The sequence below is a fragment of the Candidatus Cloacimonadaceae bacterium genome (assembly GCA_030693415.1).
Classification (GTDB): Bacteria; Cloacimonadota; Cloacimonadia; order Cloacimonadales; family Cloacimonadaceae; genus JAUYAR01.
Window position 1 is genome coordinate 16385 of record JAUYAR010000143.1, and the last position, 21205, is coordinate 37589.

12 protein-coding genes are annotated in these 21205 nt (G+C 50.6%); 3 read left to right on the forward strand and 9 right to left on the reverse strand.

Annotated elements, in window-relative coordinates; all coding sequences use genetic code 11:
- Genes ispF through bamA form a run of 5 tightly spaced genes read right to left on the reverse strand, consistent with a single transcriptional unit; the run spans position 1 to position 7145 of the window.
- A complete protein-coding gene (gene ispF / locus Q8M98_08485; GenBank protein ID MDP3114799.1) occupies positions 1-477 on the reverse strand; it encodes a 2-C-methyl-D-erythritol 2,4-cyclodiphosphate synthase in 477 nt (158 codons plus the stop codon).
- Positions 478-481: 4 nt separating this feature from the next.
- A complete protein-coding gene (locus Q8M98_08490; protein ID MDP3114800.1) occupies positions 482-3241 on the reverse strand; it encodes an SIS domain-containing protein in 2760 nt (919 codons plus the stop codon).
- 13 nt (positions 3242-3254) lie between these two features.
- Entirely contained in the window at positions 3255-3953 is a 699-nt protein-coding gene (gene ispD, locus Q8M98_08495) for a 2-C-methyl-D-erythritol 4-phosphate cytidylyltransferase (protein ID MDP3114801.1), read from the reverse strand.
- On the reverse strand, positions 3935-4888 hold the full coding sequence (locus tag Q8M98_08500) for a radical SAM protein (protein MDP3114802.1): 954 nt from the start codon (positions 4886-4888) through the stop codon (positions 3935-3937). Before Q8M98_08500 ends, ispD begins: the two co-directional genes overlap by 19 nt.
- 7 nt (positions 4889-4895) lie before the next feature.
- Positions 4896-7145 carry an outer membrane protein assembly factor BamA gene (gene bamA / locus Q8M98_08505; protein MDP3114803.1) on the reverse strand — a complete coding sequence of 750 codons (2250 nt, stop codon included), beginning with the start codon at positions 7143-7145 and terminating at the stop codon, positions 4896-4898.
- A 162-nt stretch (positions 7146-7307) separates the two neighbouring features.
- On the opposite strand from bamA, the gene Q8M98_08510 reads away from it, so the two are divergent.
- Positions 7308-10202 (forward strand): M1 family aminopeptidase, encoded by a 2895-nt coding sequence (locus Q8M98_08510; protein MDP3114804.1) that lies wholly within the window; start codon positions 7308-7310, stop codon positions 10200-10202.
- Positions 10203-10555: 353 nt separating this feature from the next.
- Here Q8M98_08510 and Q8M98_08515 read toward each other — a convergent pair whose 3' ends face one another.
- The 4 genes from Q8M98_08515 to Q8M98_08530 all read right to left on the reverse strand — a co-directional run bounded on the left by Q8M98_08515 (position 10556) and on the right by Q8M98_08530 (position 18243).
- Positions 10556-13399 (reverse strand): FlgD immunoglobulin-like domain containing protein, encoded by a 2844-nt coding sequence (locus Q8M98_08515; protein MDP3114805.1) that lies wholly within the window; start codon positions 13397-13399, stop codon positions 10556-10558.
- On the reverse strand, positions 13396-13740 hold the full coding sequence (locus Q8M98_08520; GenBank protein MDP3114806.1) for a hypothetical protein: 345 nt from the start codon (positions 13738-13740) through the stop codon (positions 13396-13398). The genes Q8M98_08515 and Q8M98_08520 overlap by 4 nt, the downstream gene beginning before the upstream one ends.
- Before the next feature lie 328 nt (positions 13741-14068).
- A complete protein-coding gene (locus Q8M98_08525; protein ID MDP3114807.1) occupies positions 14069-15724 on the reverse strand; it encodes a lamin tail domain-containing protein in 1656 nt (551 codons plus the stop codon).
- Between the two features lie 17 nt (positions 15725-15741).
- Positions 15742-18243, reverse strand: a complete 2502-nt coding sequence (locus Q8M98_08530; GenBank protein ID MDP3114808.1) for a glycogen/starch/alpha-glucan phosphorylase — start codon at positions 18241-18243, stop codon at positions 15742-15744.
- Positions 18244-18665: 422 nt separating this feature from the next.
- On the opposite strand from Q8M98_08530, the gene ssnA reads away from it, so the two are divergent.
- Positions 18666-19994 (forward strand): putative aminohydrolase SsnA, encoded by a 1329-nt coding sequence (gene ssnA / locus Q8M98_08535; GenBank protein ID MDP3114809.1) that lies wholly within the window; start codon positions 18666-18668, stop codon positions 19992-19994.
- Positions 19995-20004: 10 nt separating this feature from the next.
- Positions 20005-21198, forward strand: a complete 1194-nt coding sequence (locus tag Q8M98_08540) for a YgeY family selenium metabolism-linked hydrolase (GenBank protein MDP3114810.1) — start codon at positions 20005-20007, stop codon at positions 21196-21198.
- The last annotated feature ends 7 nt before the right edge of the window (positions 21199-21205 follow it).

Sequence of the window (21205 nt, forward strand, 5' to 3'; positions counted from 1 at the left end):
TCAGACCTTGCCGACGAGGACGACGCAAGTGGCGGATATGCCCTCCCCGCATCCGGAAACGCCGAGACCCTCTTCCGTAGTGGCTTTGATGGAGATCGCGCCCACATCGGTAGCCAGAATCTCCGCCAATCTGATTCGCATGGCGTCGATGTGGTCTCTCAATTTCGGTTCCTTCGCGCAGACAGTGCTGTCCAGATTGACGATATCATAGTGGTTTCCTCGCATCAGGGAGGCGCAATGCTTGAGTAATACGCTACTGTCCATACCTTTATATGCAGGATTGGTATCCGGGAAATGGCTGCCGATATCGCCCAAAGCCAGTGCTCCAAGAATGGCATCAATGATAGCGTGGATGAGGACGTCCGCGTCCGAATGCCCATCCAAGCCTTTTTCAAAGGGGATTTCCACCCCTCCGAGGATAAGCTTTCTTGCCGGTATCAACCGGTGAACGTCATAGCCGATGCCGATGCGCAGCATGTTCTTAGTCCACCGTGATGGATTTGGAGACGTTTTTGGGCACGTCGGGATGCACGCCATGGTCAAGCATGTTCAATCTATCCAGCTTTTTCATCTTGCGCACGCTCATTCTCAGTGCCAACAGTTGCAGCACAACGGTGGCGGAAAAGCAGGTCAGAACGCTGTCGCCGGTCTTGGGCAGCATGATGTAGCCCCACCCGTAGTATTGCCCCTCGTTGGGAATGCTGCTGGCGTTCTTCATCAGCTTGTCATTTTCCTCGGCAATCACGTAGGTGTTGGCGCCGCGGATTTTGTGCGTATTGATCTGTGAGATAGTGAGATTGACGTCGCGCTCGTCCGGTCCGGTCACATAGATAAGCGGATAATTGCGGTATAGGGGTTCGAAGAAATCTCGCTCGTGCACAGTTTCCTTGAAGAGTTGATCAGCTTCGGTGCTGAGGTTGAAGGGCATGTTTCCGGTAAAGATATAATTTCCCAATGCCTTATATATCTCTTTGGTCTCGCTTCGGGAGATATCAAGCTGCTGGGCTTGGTCGTCTATGGTGTCGATGATATCGCCAAAAGCACGGACAAAATTGCGCACGTGCTTGAGACCAAAGACGGTGTTTTTTCCCAAAATAGTGTTTGGCCCGTGTTTAAATTCAGACGCTTCGCGCCCCTCGGCGTGGTTCAATACGGTCTCGCGGATCTTAAGCGCGCCTTCCATAGCGACGCCGCTGATCTTGGTGGCGAGAATGTGCAAGGAGGGTTCCATATAAATCTTTGCGGCAATGGAATCGACCACATCAGCCGTGTTATCAATGGTTTCCATGATCAGGGAGGGGATGTTTGCCATGCTCTTGACCCGTTTTTCGAGGGCGATGAGTTTTTGCTGTTTGAGCTTGGGATCGCAGCCGTTGTCGATTTCCTGCAGTTTCATTTGGGCGGTGCGAATGGCGAGATAATAGAAAAGCGTGATCTGGTTCATGAAGCTTTTTGTGGCGGGAACGGCGATCTCCGGTCCGCAGAGAATGGGAATGGCGACATCGCTCTTTTCTTGTCCCAAAGTGGAATTCATATTGTTGACTAACACCACTTTACGCACGTCCAGATCGGCATTGTCGATGTCGTTGAAGATGTCGATCAGGTCTTTTGTTTCACCGGATTGGGAGACTCCGATGATTAGGTCGTTGTCCTTGATGCAGTTTGAATACTCGCCTCTGAAATCGCCGGGAAGGATGGGAATGATCTCCACCTGTGCGATCTCGTTGAAGAAAAACGCGCCTACTTTGGTGGCGTGGAAGGAAGTCCCGCAGGCGATGGTGTAGGCATTGCGGTTTGCCTGGATGGTGGTTTTGACCGTGGAGAGAAAGCCCTTGACGCTAAGCTCAAACTCACGCACGCTATTTTGTTCCGAGATGGAGTCATAAGCCTTTGCCAGAGTGAGTTTGCGCAGGTCAAACTCTGCGCCCATCATGTCGATGAAGATGTTCTTTTCATTGGAGAAGAAGTATTTTTTATCAAAGTCCTCTTTCACCGCGACGTCGTAGATCTCTTTGTAGGATTGCTTTGCGGCTTCATAGAAGGTGTCGAAGGCATCGGAGGCGCTGATTCGGTCAAAATAATCGAGCTTGTCCTGAAACTCGTGAATGTCGATCAGTTCATGCATTTGGGCTTCAAAGCTTTCCTGCATGTTTAGCTGGGTGATCAGTTTCAACATGCGCTTGCCGGTGTTTGATCCGCCTTGAAAGAGTTTCACCAGTTTGCCGGTGGATTCGGACTGGGCATAGATCTCCTGCTCCATGAAGTATTCATACTCGGGCAATAGTTCCACGTCCTCGGCGCGAAGCTTGGAATAGACCGGCTTGCTTTCGATCGTGGTACCCTTGGCATGGACTTCGTCTGGTTGGTTCAAACGCTTGAAACGCAGGTCCTTCTGCGCGAAAATCTGATGGCTGTCAGCAGTGTATTCTATGAACTCTCCTTCCCGGAGATTGACTAACATCTTGGTGAATCTGAGCACCGCAGTGAGATCCGAAGACGCCAGGGAAAAGGGCATATTTTCGATCGAACCGATGCCAAAGTACAAGCTGCTGCCCGCTTTGATTGCCCAGGAAGACTTGGTGACGGGATCGACGATCACCGCTGCATAGGAGCCAACCGTCTTTTCCGCGGTCTGGATGATCGCTCCGCGCATGCAGGCTTTGCGGGCTTCGGCATCGGAAGGGTTTCCTGCTCTGTCCATTTCAATGTCAAAATAGTGTTCCACGCAGTGCACGAGCATTTCACCGTCATTGTCGGACTGAACGATGTGCCCTTCGTGGCTGAGGAAAAGCTTGAGTTCGCGGGTGTTGGTGATGTTTCCATTGTGGGCGCCGTAGATGTGGCGTTTGCATTTCACTTCGTGGGGCTGGGCGTTCTTTTTGTTCACGAAGCCGAAGGTCGCCCATCGCACCTGCCCGCAAAAGATCTGTCCGCTTTGTTTTTCGATGCCGAGGGTTTTCACCAAAGTGCTGGGAGCGCCCACGTCCTTGAGCAGCGTGATCTCTTCTCCCTCGCTCTGGAAAGCAGCGCCTGTGGAGTCGTAACCTCTATATTCCAGTGCCTTTAGCAGAATGGAAGCATATTCTCCGAGTTTTAGGGAAACCTTGGGAAGCGCCAAACCGAGCACTCCGCAACCGATGCCGAAAATAGGGATCGGGATATTGATGCTCAGGTTCTTTATCTCTATCAGCAGTCTCCGAATATTGGAATTGGCGCTGATGCGTTCTCGCATGCTTTGCATATTTATTCCCTTGTTATATCATATTGTTTTCAATTATTTGCCGGGCGAAGAACATATCCGCCTCATCCGTGATCTTGATGTTCAGATCGCTGCCAAGGAGATAGCGCACTTTGCCGCCATAGTGTTCCACCAGTGAGGAATCGTCCGTGCTGATGAAGCCGTCCTGATAGGCTTTTTCATAAGCCGCCTGGATCAATTGATAGGAAAAGACCTGCGGAGTGAAAGCCTGCACCAGTCTGTCCCGGGGGACTGTCTGTTCGATGAAGCTGTCGTCGATGGATTTGATCGTATGTTTGAGCCGCGCCACGGGGATCACCGCTTTGTCGATTTGCACGATCTCAAAGAGATCCGAAATCAGGTCTTCATTCACGAAGGGGCGGACTGCGTCGTGGATAAAGACATAGCGGGTGCTGTGCGGACAGCTTTGCAGAGCGCCAAAGATGGAATCCTGCCGTTCGATCCCGCCACCGATGACCAGCCATGGTTTTTCGATATCGCCAAAGTATTCCTCGATTAGGCTTTGGCAATAGAGAATGTCCTCCTCCGGAGCGGTGATGATCACGCTGTCAATCACCTCCGAAGCAAAGAATCTGCCCAAGGTGCGGATCAGAATGGGGATTCCTTCCAGCTCGCGAAACTGCTTTTTGACGATTCCGCCCATGCGGGTTCCGCTCCCCGCGGCAGTGACGATGGCTACGTTTTGAACTTCCATCTGTAAACAACTCCCCAATCCTCGCGTTTGGCATGGAGATGACCTTCCAAGTGCAACTCGCGCAGGATCTTGCTGATTTCGTTGATGTGAATGCCCAGGGCGGAGGAAACGTCTTCCGCGGTGCCCGCTCTGCTAACTAGCAGCGTTTCGATGCCGGCTATGACCCCCGCATCCACGATGCTTAACTCGCTGGCATAGTGTATCTTGGCGATGATCTCCACCGGGATGTTCAAGCGGGAATCCAGGTATTTTTTGATCTTGGTCAATTGGCTCGAACTGGCTGACCGCACCCATTCCTCGGCTCCCACCCGATCAAGGCTGTTGAGTTGGATGATGTCCGGCTCTATTTTTTCTATGGCAATAGCGAGGGAGTCAAGCGCACTGGCAGTATCGTTCAAACCCTCGATGATAAAGACTTCCAGGCGGATTTCGCCTTTGAATTCCTTTCTCAGGGAGACCAGTGAGGAGATCAGCTCTTCCACTTTCAAACCGGGCATGGGACGGTTGATCTTTTCAAAGACTTCCTGAGACGCGGCGTCCAGCGATGGCAGGATCAGATCGCAACGCAATATCTGAGCACGGACAAGATCATCCGAGAGCAGGATGCCGTTGGTGAGTAGCGCCAGTTTATATTGAGGATAATGATCTTTGATATAATCGATGATGATGCCGATGCCGCTGTGCAGAGTTGGTTCGCCCGCGCCGGAAAAGGTGATGAAATCGAGTTTTGGGATGCTTTTGAGATAGTCGTCAAGCTCTTCGATAATCTCTCGAATGGGATAGAATTCCCCTCTTTTGGTGCTCAAATGGGTAGTGCGCTGAACCTCGCAATAGACGCAATTTAGCGGACAGTACTTGTATGGAACCAAATCCACACCGAGGGAAATTCCCAAGCGGCGTGAGGATACAGGTCCGAAGAGATGTTTATACTTCATCTTTTTGTTAGAAAGTAGTGCCGAATTGCAAATGCGGCTCCCAGCCCCCTTCGTTCAGATTGTAGGCATAATCAAATCCGATCAAGCCAAAGGGACTGCGGATGCGGATGCCGGCGCCGACACCTTTCTTGAAATCGAGGAAGTTAAACTCCCGCAATTTGTTATAGCTGTTTCCGGCATCGAAGAAAGAGACCGCGATGATCTGATCGCTGCCAATTGGGTAGCCAAGCTCGGTGGAGAAGATGATCGCCCTGGTGCCTCCTCCGGCAGGACCGACGGATCGGTCTGCAAAGCCGCGAATTCCATCCGGACCAGTGCCTCCGAGGTAAAACTTTTCATCCGGTGGAGCGTCGTCCGATTTTCCATAGGGTGCCACATAGCCAAAGCGCCATTTGCTGCGAAGAGTGATCTTCTGCCAGGTTTCGGTGTACCAATTTACCTGCGCGATCTGTTTGAAATAGTCAAAATCACCACCAAAGGGACCGCCGGCAAGCTCAGAATACACCGTGATCTGCGAGCCGCGGGTGGGGAAGAAGATGTTGTCCCGCGTGTCTCTGCTGAGGGTGGCGTTGAGGGAGCTGGTGTAGCGCCAATCGAGGTTGTTCAGTTCGATCAGAGTGGCGTTCGCGGCTTCGTTAAGGAGTATCTGTTCCATGTTTGTGATGCGGTATTTCTTGGAATAGAGCGTGTATCCGAGTACCAGACGGGTGCGGTTTACAAGGGGAATATATTGCCCCAAACGCACCCCCGCGCCGCGGGTATAGATCTCGTAGTAGAAAGAGCTCCAGTCCTTTTTAGTGTAATAGAGATTAGCGCCCAGAAGGACGCTTGAATCATAGAGATTGGGATTGGTAAAATCAAACTCAAAGTTCTGGGTTTTGCCGCCAAATTCCCATTTGAGCCCGCTGGACCAGTTATTGCCAAAGAGATTGTTTTGCGAGACTGAGAGCTGACCGACGATGCCGTCCTGACTGTTGTAGCCGACTCCACCGTTGGCGGTGCCGGAGGATTTGTCCACCACGTCGATGTGTAGATCGATGTCGCCCATGTTGTTGACGCGTTTATAGTCCAGCCCGATGTCCGGTTCAAAGAAACCGAGATTATAGATATTTTGCTGGCTGCGAATCACCTGCGACTGGCGATAATAATCTCCGGGAGCGATGTCCATCTGTCGCCGCAGCACCTTTTCTTTGGTGCGTTGGTTGCCGGCGAAATGGATCTGACGGATGCGAGCGCGGTTGCCTTCATTGACGCTGAGATCGATATTGAGCAAATCCCCGTCCTTGTTGATCTTGGGCGCGATCTCCGTGTAGATGAAACCTTCATCGAAATACATGGCATAGACCCTGCCAAGCTGTTTGTCAAACTTTTCCTGATCGAAAGTATTGCCTTCCTTGAGAGTGAATTTGCTCATGATCGTTTCATTTGTGAAGTTGCTGTTGCCCATGATGTTGATGCTGCCGAGGCTATATTTCCCGCCCTCGGAGATGGTGATGATCAGTTCCAGCGTGCGTACTCCGGTCTGTTTGAGCTCCCAGGGGCCGACGCGCACATCGATATAGCCGTTTTTCTTGTAGAAGGAGATCAGGCTCTGCAAGTCCGCATCAAACTTATCTTGTTCGAAACGACCCGAGCGGAGCAAGTTCGCGGATTTGGTTTTCATGCGTTTGAGCAGCACCTTGTCCTCAAAACCGGCATTGCCGACGAAAGTAATCTTCTGGATAAAGACGCGGCTGCCTTCGTCGATTTCGACCTTGACGCGGACGCGATTGTCAGCGGAAAGCACCTCGGAGACATTGATCTTGGCATAGCTGAAACCCTTGCTGCGATATTCGCCGGTGAGCTTTGAGATCAACTGGTGGCGTTGGTAATCCGACCAGAAAGATCCCACCCGCAGGTTGATCAGCTCGTCCAGGCGGTCTTTTTTGATCACTTTCATGCCTTCATATTCGATGAAGGATAGCACCGGATTTTCCACCACGCGGATAGTCAGAATCACGCCGGTTTTATAGATCTCGGAGAGGAACTGAATATCGGAAAAAACGCCCATTTTATGCAGCGTTTTGATCGAGCGCGCCACTTCCTCCGGATCCAAAGGATCACCGATGCGCAAGCCTATCGCGCTGGTCACCAATTCAGGTGCGATATTACGCGTGTTTTCCACGCGAATCTCATATATTGTCTCGCCGATCGCCATCAGGCTGCCGATACTAACCAGCAGCAGGCACAGCAGTATATGCTTCAGGGCAGTGTGCATATTTCCTCCATGTTGAGTTAGCGGACTATATCCCTCAAGAGCCGTTTTTAGTAAAGACATTTTTTCTGTTGATAATAATCAGGACTATGGAAACATATTTGCAACAGCATTGGATCAGACTGTTTGAAGGGTTTTTTTGACGCCCTCTAAAGGAGATTGGAGATGAAAACGATGCTGAGACCGGCACTATTTTGCCTGATGATATTACTGAGTGCAGGCATCCTGCAAGCGCGGGATCGCCATGCACTGAAACCGCATTTCCGGATGCGCAGCCATGAAACCGCGAGGGCGGATTCCGCCACCGGATTTGACGTCATCAAATATGAAATCACGCTCACGATCAACGACATCAGCAGGTTTATCTCCGGAAATGTACTCACCACCGTGCTGGCGGAGGAAAATCTCACTGCTCTGCAATATAACCTGCACAACCTGAACGTGAGCGCCATCCTCGTCAATGACGCTCCGGCAACCTTTACTCACACCGGCGGGCTCATCAATATCGCGCTCAATATCCCAGTGGGACAGACCTTCACGACCCAAGTTTTCTATTCCGGCTATCCGCAGCTATCTCCAAATCTCTATCAGATCGGCATGATCTTTTCCACGAATAGCGTGTTCACGATCAGCGATCCCGACGCCGGACGCTATTGGTGGCCTTGCTATGACTACCCTTGGGACAAAGCGATTGTGGATCTGCATATCACCATGCGCAGCGATTGGAAAGTGGCGGCAAACGGCATCAGAAGCGGCATCGTCAACAACGGAGACGGCTCTTCAACCACTCACTGGATCGGTTCCCATCCGATGACCACCTATCTGGTTTGCATCACTGCAGGTCCCTATGTCGAGATTCTTCAAAGCGCCGGAGGCATCCCTATTCACAATTTTGTGTTGCCGAACCAATACAACAACGCCCTCGTGGATTTTGCCAATCAACCCGCCATGATCAACTATTTCTCGTCGGTCTTCGGTGCCTATCCCTTTGAAAAATATGGCAATGCCGTAGTCAGTATGAGCACCTACGGCGCGATGGAACATCAGACGATGACCACGCTCGGAAACTTCATCATCACCGGAACCGGCGCTTATGAACTGATCATTGCCCACGAGCTTGCGCATCAATGGTATGGCAATTGCGTTTCCTTCCTCACTTTCAAGGACGTCTGGCTCTCAGAGGGCTTTGCCACTTATTCCGAACACCTTTGGGTGGATAAAACCCAGGGCTGGCAAGCATCTGCAAACTATGTGGGCAGCAGCTATCACCAATATTACCTGAACTGGGAAGCCGGAGCCGGAGCGCAAACCATATATAATCCAAGCTTCTACGACTATTTTTCGCCGCCATCTTATGAGAAAGCCGCCTCCGTCTTGCACATGCTGCGTCTCAAGATCGGAGAGGCGAACTTTTTTCAACTGCTTCAGCAGTGGGTGAGCACCTATCACAATGGAAACGCAATAACTTCAGAGCTACAGACGATGGCGGAACAGATCAGCGGGATGGACCTGCACCAGTTTTTCCTCCAATGGATTTATAGTCCCGGCGTCCCTTCGCTGGAATATTCCCTCTGGCAGAACCCTTTGTCCAATTCCCCCACCAAGATCATGGCAAAGACGACTTCGCCGACATCCACGCAGTTTCACCTCGAAGTTCCTTTCCGGATCAGCTACAACGCTGGTTCGGATTCTCTATACGTGATGGCAACTCCTTCCGGTCATGCAGGTTATTATCCCCACGTGTTTGATCCGGATGCGATCACGATCACTCCCAATCACAACAACTGGACCCTGCTGCGCCTGATAAATCAACAGAAACCCGTCCTCACCGAATGCCTGCCTTCAAACGCTGCTGTGTTGATCTCCTGGCAGAGCTTTTTGGGCGATCCGTCCCTTTCATACAACATCTTTCGCCGTCCAGGCACAGCGGGGGCATGGGTCTTGCTCAATCCCGCTCCCCTCAACGCTTTGAGCTATACGGACAGCAGCGCGCAAAACGGAACCGCTTATCAGTATGCGGTTTCCGCCATCGACGCGCAAGGATATTTTACTGCAAAGTCCACCCCCATGAATGCCACTCCGGTCGCGTTCACTTTTGCCAATTCACTCCTGGTTGTGGATGAAACCCGCGACGGCAACGGCGCAAACATCAATCCCAACGACCAAATGGTGGACGCTTTCTATACCGCGGCACTGACTCCTCTGGTTTTTGACGAATGGGACTGCGCCACTCAAGGGTTGCCGCCATTGGACATACTTGGCACATATAGAGTTGTGCTCTGGCACGCGGATGATTTTTCCCAGAATCTGCTCATCGATCATCAAAACACCCTGGGTGGATATATCCTCGGCGGCGGCAGAGTGCTGCTTTCCGGATGGAAAACTGCCTCCGTGCTGAGTGATAGCTTCATTTCCCGTTTCACCGGAGGAGCGCAATTGATCTATGACAATTCCGCATCTCTGATCAGCGCAAGATCGGATATTTATGCCGATCTGGAAGTCGATCCACTCAAAACCGCCGCTTCCTGGAACGGTATGCTGCCCCAGATCTACACATTTGCCAATGTCCAAAACCCGCTCTACACCGCGACCATGTCCGCAACGGCTGCCGGCAACGGACAGATCGCCGCTTTCAGATATGACATCCAACCCTCGGGCGGGCGCTTGGTCATGTTTGGCTTTCCGCTATATTTCATGCAGGCGGATGGAGTGCGAGCCCTTTTGCAAAGCATCATTCCCCATCTCGATCCCGCTTTGCCGAATGACGATAATTTCATTCCCGCTTTATCCGCGAGCCTATGCGTCTTTCCCAATCCCTTCAATCCGAGCACTTCGATCAATTTCTCGCTTTCCCGCTCCGCTTTTGTGGTAATGGAACTTTTCAACATCAGGGGGCAACGCGTGCGCAAACTGATCGATTCACAAGTAAATACCGGTTCGCATCGGATTCTATTCGACGGCAAAGACGAAGGAGGAAGAGACCTATCCACAGGTATCTATCTACTGCGCTTGAAATACGATAAACACCTGCTGACAAGGAAGATAAGCCTGATCAAATAGTACTGCACAAAAACTGTCCCGTCCGTAGGACTGAATATGGAATTACCGACGTCCCCGTCGGTTCATGCGCGTCAGCCCCATCATTGACGATACAAGATAGCGCGCGCTGTAACCGACGGGGACGTCGGTAATTCCATATTCCGTTCCATCGACAAATATCTCTCATTTCTCTGTTTTTGCTCTGCTTTACTCTGTGTTTATATCATCTCCTTCCCGTCTATTTTTCAATTACTTAGGCACTACTTTGCGAAACTTGGGCTATAAAAAACAAAGATCACTTGTCGAACAAAGGAAAAACCCAGCCACCTAAGTGACTGGGTCATTTGTTGTTTATCGAAGGAGTTATGAGGATCCTATTTCATCAGAACCGCTTTGCGGGTGAAGCTGAATGTACCGGCAGTCATCCGGACGAAATACACTCCGGTAGCGCATTCTCTGCCACTGTTATCACAGCCGTTCCAGTAAACTTGGTAGTTACCAATATTTTTACTCCCTTCATTGTAGGTTCGGATAATCTGCCCACGCGCATTATAGATCACCAAGCTAACCGTTGAAGCCTTATCCAAGCTATAGCTGATATAGGCATTGGGATTAAATGGATTGGGATAAATACTCTTCAACTCCGTGATCATCGGTACTGGCGGCGCGCCCGGGTTATTCCCGTTGGTGAAGTCAATTGAAATAGGTCCATGGAAAGCGATGGTTCCATCCAAATCCAAGATCTGCAACCAGTAGTAATAGGTACTGGGCTCAAATACTTCTGAATCCGTGTATTGATATACCTGTACTTGCGAAGTATTAGTGGCCTGGATAAACACATTAAGCTGCAATGCGGTTTCCAATACCGGCTCGCTGCCACGGAAGATATTGTATCCCAAAGCATTTGTTTCAGATTGGGTTACCCACATCAAACGCACAAATCCGGTGGCACTGATAGCAGCGGTGAAAGATGACAGCTCCACAGGCAAGGTACCTCCATCTTCCAACCCGATCGTAAATTCAGCTTTCCCGCTTAATGAAGTTATCAGAGCAGTGATTGTGCGGGAGCCGAATGAAACAGTTCCGAGTTTTGTGATGCCTTGATAGACTGCGGGAGTTTGACCTGTCCAGTTAAAATTATTATCGTCAAGGGCTGTCCAAGTAAATGTAGCATGCAGGTTTGATAACAATCCCCCTGTTATAGGCCACTGCCTGTTTATCCTGTCAGGCATTAGTACAGCTTCGGTTTCCGTAGCAGCCAAGCTCGCAACAATCCCCGTGCCGGGGAAACTGAGATTTGGCGCACCGGTAAATGATAAGGAATAACCGTTCAAATTCAGGCTGCCACTGGCTACTGTCAAGCTCCCAACCGTCACATTATTGGGAAGGCTTACTCCCCCACCAGAGTTTATGGTTAAAGTATTCATAACAGCGGGTAATGTGATATTGCCACCGGTTGAAACCGTAACGTCCGATGTAGCACCGCCGGTTAGCCCACCCGCACCTGCAACTGTACCGGCAATGGTGAGCGTATTTCCGTTTCCAATAGTATAATTGCCGGTCAAATTAAGCGTGCCGTTTACGGTGACGCTGGATGCCACCGGAGTAGTGACATTGACTCTCAGATGATCCAGGGAGCAGTTATTCCCGTAAGCGCTGGTAAACAGAAAAGCAATATAAAGGGTCGCCTGATTTTCCGCTCCGGCGGGGAAGAAACAAGTATTTGTCACCCACGCATTGGTAGCGCTATATCTGAAATACGCAAATGAATCGTTCCAGACAGTACCGTCTGTGGACCATTGAACCGTGACGTTGTCGGCGTTCGTATAGCCGTTATCCATATACCAAGCGAACACAACCCCGATGTTCATTCTTCCGACAGTTGATAGTGCCGTAGTCCTCTTTAGCCTGATCCGGTCTCCAGATTCGCAATCAAAAGAGTTAAACCGGACAAAATGAGTTCCTTCGTTGGGATTGACCGTGGGATTGAGGCCTGTGGTAACAAAAGTTATAGTGGGAACAACACCAGTGGGATTATTAACTATTTCTACTGCCCAATCTGCCGGTATCGTAGCTGCATTGAAGCCTTGAGTATATGAGGTTGATTCTGATCCTCCCGTTGGAGTAAGGCTTTGAGTCAGTCCACCGGTATTTGTGGTTAAATTATTTATCGCGGAAGAGGCTGCAGGTACTTCAATTCTGGTAGCTATTGGCGAACCGCCGGTATATAACAGATTAACCGTCCCGCCGAGTATAGGTGCATGAGTTAAACTACCGGTTGACCGTGAAATGGTTGTTCCTGATGCCATGGTTAAAAAAGCGCCGTTGCTCAGGCTTCCCTGCGCCAGAGTTAATGTGCCGTTGACAGTAACCGCTCCGCTTAGGGCTATTTGGGCAGAATTATTAAGGGTCAGGTTATTTAGCCCTCCGGAAACAGCGGGCAATGTCGTTGCCGGAGTTCCGTTAAAAATAATATTGGATGAAGTGCTGCCGGTTAAGGTTCCGGTTGCCACGCCAATCGTTGCGTTTATAGTAAGCGTGTTTGCGCCGATATTCAAGGTTCCGGAGGATAAATTAAGACCGGGAGTATATACCCAAGGTATGGTGATATCTCTGGTCATGTTCACAGTCCGGGGAGTGCAAACAACTAAAAAATAGGCAACGACGCCGTTTGGAGGGACTTCAAAAGAAGTGGAGTAGTTATTTAGTGCTGGAGCATACAATAATTGCATTCCTGAGGTTCCCAAGTTGAAGGTCGGAGGTTGATCAAAGCTGCCCGCAGCATAAGTTGTGTTGGCAGAGATTTGAACTACACCATAAGATGTTCCGCCGGTTCCGAAGGTAATCCGATTGGAATTTACAAATGTTCCGTAATACAAATTAACTCTTAGGCAGAGGATCTGATTGCTGCCTAAAAGGGTCACGGTAGAAGAGCTTGCCAAAACCAGTTGATTCAATGGGGCAGTTACTGTGCCATTATTTGTAAATGAACGTGCTACTGTTCCATTAAAATAGACTTGGGTAAAGGCACCGGTAGCAGTTAAGATACCGGTTTCACTATTTGTGAAGTTCCCGGCATCAAACAAAGATGTGGTGGTAGTTGAAGTTCCGGCAGTTAAAACAATGGTCCCATTATTGGTAGCACCGCCTGTACCTACCGTAACCGATCTTGTGCTATTGATCGTTAAAGTAAATCCACTATTGACGGTTAAACTCAAGCATGTGCCAGCAGACGCCACTGCCATATTTGTATTAATGACCACATCATCAGCGGCAGTAGGGACACCGTTGGAGACCAATGGGCGCTTGTGCCCCAAGTAGTTCCCGTGCTTGTTTTGAGTACGCGGGTGCCATAGGTGGTGGCTGGATCCGCAGAAAAAGCCACATCTTCTGCATACGAGCCTTGAGGCTCAACAATATTATGAACCTGGGGAAAACCAATCTTTTGCAACTCTGCCGTTTGAGAACCGACAGCCTCTTTCCTTGCGTTAAGCTCCGCTTGGCCATAAACGATAACCATGCAAGCTATCAAGGCAAAAATCAAAACAACTTTCTTCATAGTAAACTCCTTTAAAAAGTTTCATGATTCCTTATCTCAAGTTTAAGTAGCTTTTGTCAACGGATATTTTCGTTTTTTAATCACTTTTTTGTGTGAGAATGTAGATAAATTTCAACAGCATTATGCCCACGCAACGATATTTGATGACCCCCACGTCCTGTAAAAGCACTATTGACTTGGGTTATAGGGCTATTCTTGAATTGTATATATTCGTAATTTCACTGCCTCGAATGATGAGCAACGATGGCAGTCGAGGCGACTGCCTTTTACGATTTTATGTCTCTTCGATGCGGAAACTGCATAACACCTTCTCAATGAATCCGTTTTCTCAATCATAGATCACGGCGGTGAGTTGGCGGCGGAATATCTTGTTGCCGGAGACGGGCTTTGATTCCCAGAGGATGATGTAGAGCCCGCGGGGGGCAAATTTTCCGCGTTCGTTTTTGGCGTCCCAGAGGAAGGATCCCTCGCTGCCGATGGAGGTGTTGTTTGCCAGCACTTTGATCAAAGCTCCATTTCGGTCATATACCTTGCAGGAGGCTTTGTTGGCGCTGTCGTCCAAGCGGTAGCTGATGGTGACATATTCTCCTCGTGAGGGTTTACAGGGGCTGCCAAAGACGTTTAATTTGCCTCTCATATCGGGATGTGAGGGAGCGGGTTCGCTGTTTTGCCTGCCTGGAGTGGCGCCTGAGGGATCAAAACTATAGCGCCAGGCGCTTTGGTTTTGCGGGTTTTGGTAGTGTTCAAGGGATTTTCCTTGTTGAGTAGAGACACCCACGTAGCTCACGGAATCGATGATATGTTCATTTTCATCAAACAGATAGATGCTGTCGCCGGTATTATTGAGCGCCGCCCATCCGCTCACTTGGATCACTGAGGAGGATGGACAATCCGGATAGAAGGATAAAAGCTGGGCGGGGGCATTGCAGAGAACATAGTATCCGCTTTGCGGGGGCAGTGAAAAGGCAAGGCTGTTGTCGGCGGCGTCTTTGATCCGGTAGTTTTGCTTTGCAGAGCCGGTTAGCGGTAGATGGATTTCGATCCACTCCTGAAATCCGGTGGGCGGATGATACATAAACTCGCTGATATAGGGCGCCTCGAGTGCCTGTCCCTGCAGGTGGAGGGAGATGATGTTGTTTGCAGGGTTGGTATCTCCGGGAAGGTCGATTTCAGCTTCGATGAGATGGTTAACCCCTTCCGTGATTGGTAGATAAGTAAGCGTATAGATCGAATCCCCGGGTGGAATGTACCAGATGCAGTGGTTGGCGATGATGATGCCGTCCAGCTTGACCGTCATATCCGGTAAATCTGCCGGCGGGATGATAGCTTGGTTTTTGACAAAGACTTCAAACTTCCAATCTCCATCCTCTTCCCAAATCCGCGGATGGACAAGCGCGTAGTCCACATACACACGGTTTGACAGCCCCGGCGTGGGATTGACTTCGGCGATGAAATCCGCGAATGAATCATCCGTATCCCATCCGCAACGGACGCGCGCCAGAGAATATCCGGCAGGCACGTCGGGCGCGAAACTGAGCCCGGGATTGCCACTGTCGTCGATCAAGCCATTGGTATTCGGTTCGTCGTAAAGTACTGTATCAGTATAATATCCGTCAGGAGAGACATAGCGGATGCCATCGGTTTCGGAGCCGCCGTTTTGGAAAACGAGACTGGTGTAAAACACCGCGTTGGGAACGTTTGCCTCCCCGATGAGGAGGTATCTTCCCGGGCGCAGCAGGAAATAGGGAAGCGTATAAACAAGGCTGTAAGTGCTTCCGCCGGAGAGGATTTGGGCGCCTTCAAGATAGGTATTTTCCGACCCCGCGTTATAGAGTTCGATCCATTCATAGCCGCTGTCCGCGCCCGCGGGATCATAGCAAACTTCGTTGATGACAACCCTTGCGGTGGCGGGCAAAATAAACAGCAAGCCCAAAACGCAGATCAGGAAAGCTTTTCCGCCCGAGCCAACTGCCGATTGAAGCACCCGCATCTCCTAAAAGCTCAATGAAGATCCAGCAGCAAGGGTTTGATTTTCCAGATGTCTTCGGCATATTCACGGATTGCGCGGTCGCTGGAGAATTTGCCGATGCGGGCGATGTTGATGATCGCCTTTTTGATCCATTCATCGCGGTTTTGATAGAGTTCGTCCACGTGTTTGGAGGCTTTCAGATAGGATTGAAAATCAGTAAGCATCAAGTAGGGATCACCACCTTCCAGCAGTGATTTGACGATCGGTAGGAAGATGCCTGGTTCGCGTGCGCAGAAAGTGTCGTCCGCAATGCTGTCGATCACGCGTTTGAGCTCCGGATCATTGCTATACCAGTCGTAAGGATCATAGCCTGAATGTTTTAGCTGGGTGACTTCATCGGCACTCATGCCAAATATAAACATGTTTTCAGCTCCGATCTCCTCAGCCATCTCGACGTTTGCGCCATCGAGGGTGCCGATGGTCAGAGCACCGTTAAGGGCAAACTTCATGTTTCCCGTTCCGGATGCTTCGTATCCGGCAGTGGAGATCTGTTCGGAAAGATCCGCCGCGGGGATGATCTTTTCCGCCAAAGAGACTGTGTAGTTTGGCAAAAAGACGACTTTCAGGCGATCGGCAACGTCCACGTCCTTATTCACGATCTCGCCGATGTTGTTGATCAGTTTGATCAGGCGTTTGGCGAGGAAATATCCCGGTGCCGCTTTTCCGGCAAAGATCACGGTTCTCGGCACATAAAAAGCTTCCGGATTATCCTTGATCCGCCAATATCGTGCCAGAGTACCCAAGACGTTTAGTAGCTGGCGTTTATACTCGTGTAGCCGCTTGATCTGGACGTCGAAAATGCTGTCCGAGCGGACTCTGATGCCGGTTAAGCGGTAGATGTGTTTGCCGAGCGCACGCTTGTTGATGTCCTTGATTTCCTGAAAGGAAGTGCGGAAATCGGGATCATCGAGGTATTGTTCGATGCCGCGGATATATTCGAGATTGCGGATCCAACTATCTCCGATGTGTTCCGAGATCAGGCTTGCCAATTGGGGATTGCAGGTTCGTAGCCAGAGTCGCGGGGTGATGCCGTTGGTCTTGTTTTGAAACTTTTCGGGGTTCATTTCATAGAAATCCGGGAAAATGCGCTGTTTGATAATGGAAGTGTGCAGCTCCGCCACTCCGTTCACAGTATGGCTTCCGTGGATGCAGAGCCTTGCCATGTGCAGGGATTTCTCGCGTTCTTCATCAATGATGGACATATTGCGCATTTTGATGATGTTTCCGGGATAGAGGCGCGTCACTTCTGCCAAAATGTGGTTGTTGATCTGATAGATCAGCATCAGATGGCGCGGGAGCAGGTCTTCAAAGAGGCTCACGCTCCATTTTTCCAGAGCTTCGGGGAGGATAGTGTGATTGGTGTAGGAAAAACACTTGCGGGTAATGTCCCAGGCGGCTTCAAAGCCCAGGCGTTCCTCGTCGATGAGGATTCTGAGCATTTCCGGAATAGCGATGGCGGGGTGCGTGTCGTTGAGCTGGATCGCCACTTTGTCCGGAAGGTCGGCAAAGCTGTCGTGATCCTGTTTCCAGCCCGCGAAGATATCTTGAAGCGTGGCGGAGACGAAGAAATATTCCTGCTTCAGGCGCAGGATCCTGCCCAGATGCATGTTGTCATTGGGATAGAGCACCTTGGAGATGTTTTCCGAGATGTTCTTCTTTTCCACGGCGCGGACATAGTCCCCGCTGTTGAAATAGTCAAAGTCAAATTCATCCGTAGCCGTAGCCTGCCATAGGCGTAAGTTATTGACATTGTCAACTTTGTAGCCGGGAACAGGAATGTCCCAAGCCACCGCCATCACGTCTTCGGTATCCACCCACCGATGCAAAATCCGTCCGTCGGATTGCTCATCAGAGAGAACCTTTCCGCCAAAGCGCACACGATAGGTGATTTCCGGGCGCTGGATTTCCCAGGGGCAACCTTTTTTGAGCCAGTGATCGGGCTCCTCCACTTGATACCCTTGCACAATCTCCTGTTTGAAGATGCCAAATTCGTAGCGGATGCCATAACCGTAGGCGGGATATGCCTGCGTGGCAAGCGAATCCATGAAACAAGCCGCCAGGCGTCCGAGACCGCCATTTCCGAGTCCCATGTCCGGTTCTTGTTCTGCGATGTCCTCAAGCGCGTAGCCCATCTCGCGCAGCATGTCATAAGCACCGTTATAGAGATCAAGATTGATCAGGGTATTGCCCAAAAGCCTGCCGATAAGAAACTCCATTGAGAGGTAATAGACTTTTTTGACGTCCTGCTTGCGATATTCATATTGGGTGCGCAGCCAGCGTTCGATCAAGCGGTCGCGCAGGCTCAGGGACAGAGCATAATATATATCCCAAGTCTTGACGTTGGTGGTGTCCTTGACCAACGAATATTCCAGATGACTGAGAAACAGGGACTTTATATCATTTCCACCTTGCACCGCTTTGTCGGTGAAGAAGATGGACTGGAAGTCATTTTTCGGTATATAACCTTCTTTCATCAATTTCCTCTAATTTGAATTTTCCATGATGCTCACCATCCTCAGAGACGCGGAATGCTGTCAAGGATTAATTCGGTGAAGGTCGTGACATTGGGGTGGGGAATTCCGATTTCCCACAGTTTAACAAACCACAGCCGAATTGGAGTTCGGTATCCATAATCTCATGGAACGCCACCTCATGGAACGCCGACGTCCCCGTCGGCGACACGAAAAGATACTATCCCCCTCGGCAATTGTAGCGATGAACTTGAAACATCTGCAAATCTGTAAACCATCCTCAAATCCGTAACCGATCCTGCGGACAGGAACCGACGGGGACGTCGGTAATTCCATAGGCGCATAGCCGAGGCTGCGATTCTGGTTGACAAATAAAGTGTATTATATTTAATCGCGCGCTACTCATCGTATAGAGGAGACGAAAAATGAACTCGTATATAATCGTGGGCGGGACGATCCTCACCTTTGACCGGAAAAGCCCTGTTTTGGAACACCACGCGGTGCTTGTAGCCGATGGAAAGATACTGCGCATTGCACCAGAGGCGGAGCTTTCGCTTTTGAAATATGAGCGTTTTGACGCCGCGGGCAAGATCGTCATGCCGGGTTTGATCAACGCACATCATCATTTTTATTCCACTTTGGTGACCGGTCTCGGCAAATCGGCACCGTCCAAAAATTTCATTGAAGTGCTGGAAAACCTCTGGTGGCGATTGGATAAAAAGCTGCTTTTGGAGGACGTCCATGCCAGTGCTTTGATTTCCGCATTAGGAGCCATTCGGCATGGCTGCACCACGATTATCGACCATCACGCCAGCCCATTTTCCATCCCCGGTTCGCTCTCTCAAATCGCCAAAGCGGTGAAAGAAACCGGCATTCGCGCCAATCTCTGCTATGAAGTCTCGGATCGCGATGGTCCTGAAAAAGCGCATGAAGGCATTGTGGAAAATGCTGAGTGGATAGCATCCTGCGGTCTAAGCCGCGATCCGATGCTGAAAGGGCTATTTGGCATGCACGCCGCTTTCACGCTTGGGGATGAAACTTTGCACACGATCGCCGATCAGGTGCAAAAGTTGAACTGCGGCACACATATCCATGCCGCCGAAGCGGAATCCGACGAAAGATTCAACATCGAACATTATGGCAAACGCGTGGTGGAACGGCTCAACGACTTTGGACTCATCAATGCCAATTCCATCCTCGCCCATGGAGTCCATCTCAACGCCCGCGAGATGATCCTTGCGGCAGAAAAAGGCGCCGCGATCGTCACTAATCCGCAATCAAACTTGAACAATGCCGTTGGCATCGCGGACGTCTGCAAGATGGAAGAGTTGGGGCTCTGCGTTGGTCTCGGAACCGACGCCATGACCGTGAATATGTTGCAGGAATTGCGAGTGGGCATCTGGGCGCAACACCTGAGACAGAACAATCCCGCCCGGGGCTTTATGGAACTGGCTTCCACGCTGCTTTTCAACAATCCCCTGATCGCGCAGAAGTATTGGGGTGCCGGACATGGAACCCTCGCCGAAGGCAGCGCTGCCGATATCATATTTATCGATTATGATCCCCATACTCCGCTGAACGAGGAAACCTGGCTGGGACACATAGTCTATGGCATCGCCGAAGCCGTGGTGGACACCACCATCTGTGCGGGAAAAGTGCTGATGTGGAACAAACAATTGATGTTGGATCTGGACGAAGAGGAAGCCCGCAAGCGCTCCCGCTCGTTAGCAGCATCCTTGTGGGACAGATTTTAAGGAGCTCGCAATGTATCAGGAAATATTATCCTGCGCCAGACGCTATGAATCAGAAAGCACGCGCTATCTGCTTGAGATGGTACGCATTCCGGCGTTTTCCACGCTTGAAAAAGATGTGGTGGAATATATAAAGAAGGAAATGCTTGCAGCCGGCTTTGACGATGCCTGGATCGACGGGCTTGGAAACGTGATCGGAAAACTCGGGCGCGGCGATCGCATCATCGCTTTCGATGCGCATATCGATACCGTCTATCCTGGCGACGAATCGCTCTGGGATTTTCCGCCCTTCGAAGCTCACGTCAAGGATGGAAAGGTCTGGGGACGCGGATCGGTCGATCAGGAAGGCGGGATGGCATCGATGCTCACCGCGGCAAGAATCATCAAAGACCTCAAGCTCAACGATAAATTTACGATCTACTTCACCGGCACCGTCATGGAAGAAGATTGTGACGGACTTTGCTGGCAATATATCATCAAAGAGGGAAAGATCGTCCCGGAAATGGTCGTTATCACCGAACCGACCAACATGAATATCTATCGCGGACACCGTGGACGCATGGAGATGATGGTCAATGTCAAGGGTCTTTCCTGTCACGGTTCCGCACCGGAAAGAGGAGACAACGCCATCTATAAGATCAGCCGTATCGCTTTGGAAATAGAGAAATTGCACGAACGTCTCCAGCAGGACGATTTCCTTGGCAAAGGCAGCATCTGCGTGACGCAGGTCTTCTTCACCGGTCCCTCGCAATGCGCCGTTCCGGATTCAGCAAGCATCGCTTTGGACAGACGCCTCACTTTTGGAGAGACCAAGGAATCCGCTGTCGCGGAAGTCCTCGAAGCCTGCTGTCTGGCGGGTCATCCGGAAGCGGAAGTGGAGGTGCTCACCTATGCCGAAGCGGCTTTCACCGGACTGGTCTATCCCACCGAAAAGTATTTCCCCACCTGGGTGACACCGCTCGATTCGCCATGGTTGAAAAGCGCCGTTCAGTGCTATAAACAGGTTTTGGGACGCGAGCCGAAAGTGGATAAATGGACTTTTTCCACCAACGGAGTAGCGATATCCGGCTTGCATGGCATCCCTTGCATCGGTCTGGGTCCCGGCAATGAGGTCTTTGCCCATGCGCCCAATGAGGCATGCCCGATCGAGCATCTCACCGAAGCGGCTGCTTTCTATGCCGCGCTGGTCTATGAGTTAAATAGGTAAGATGAAC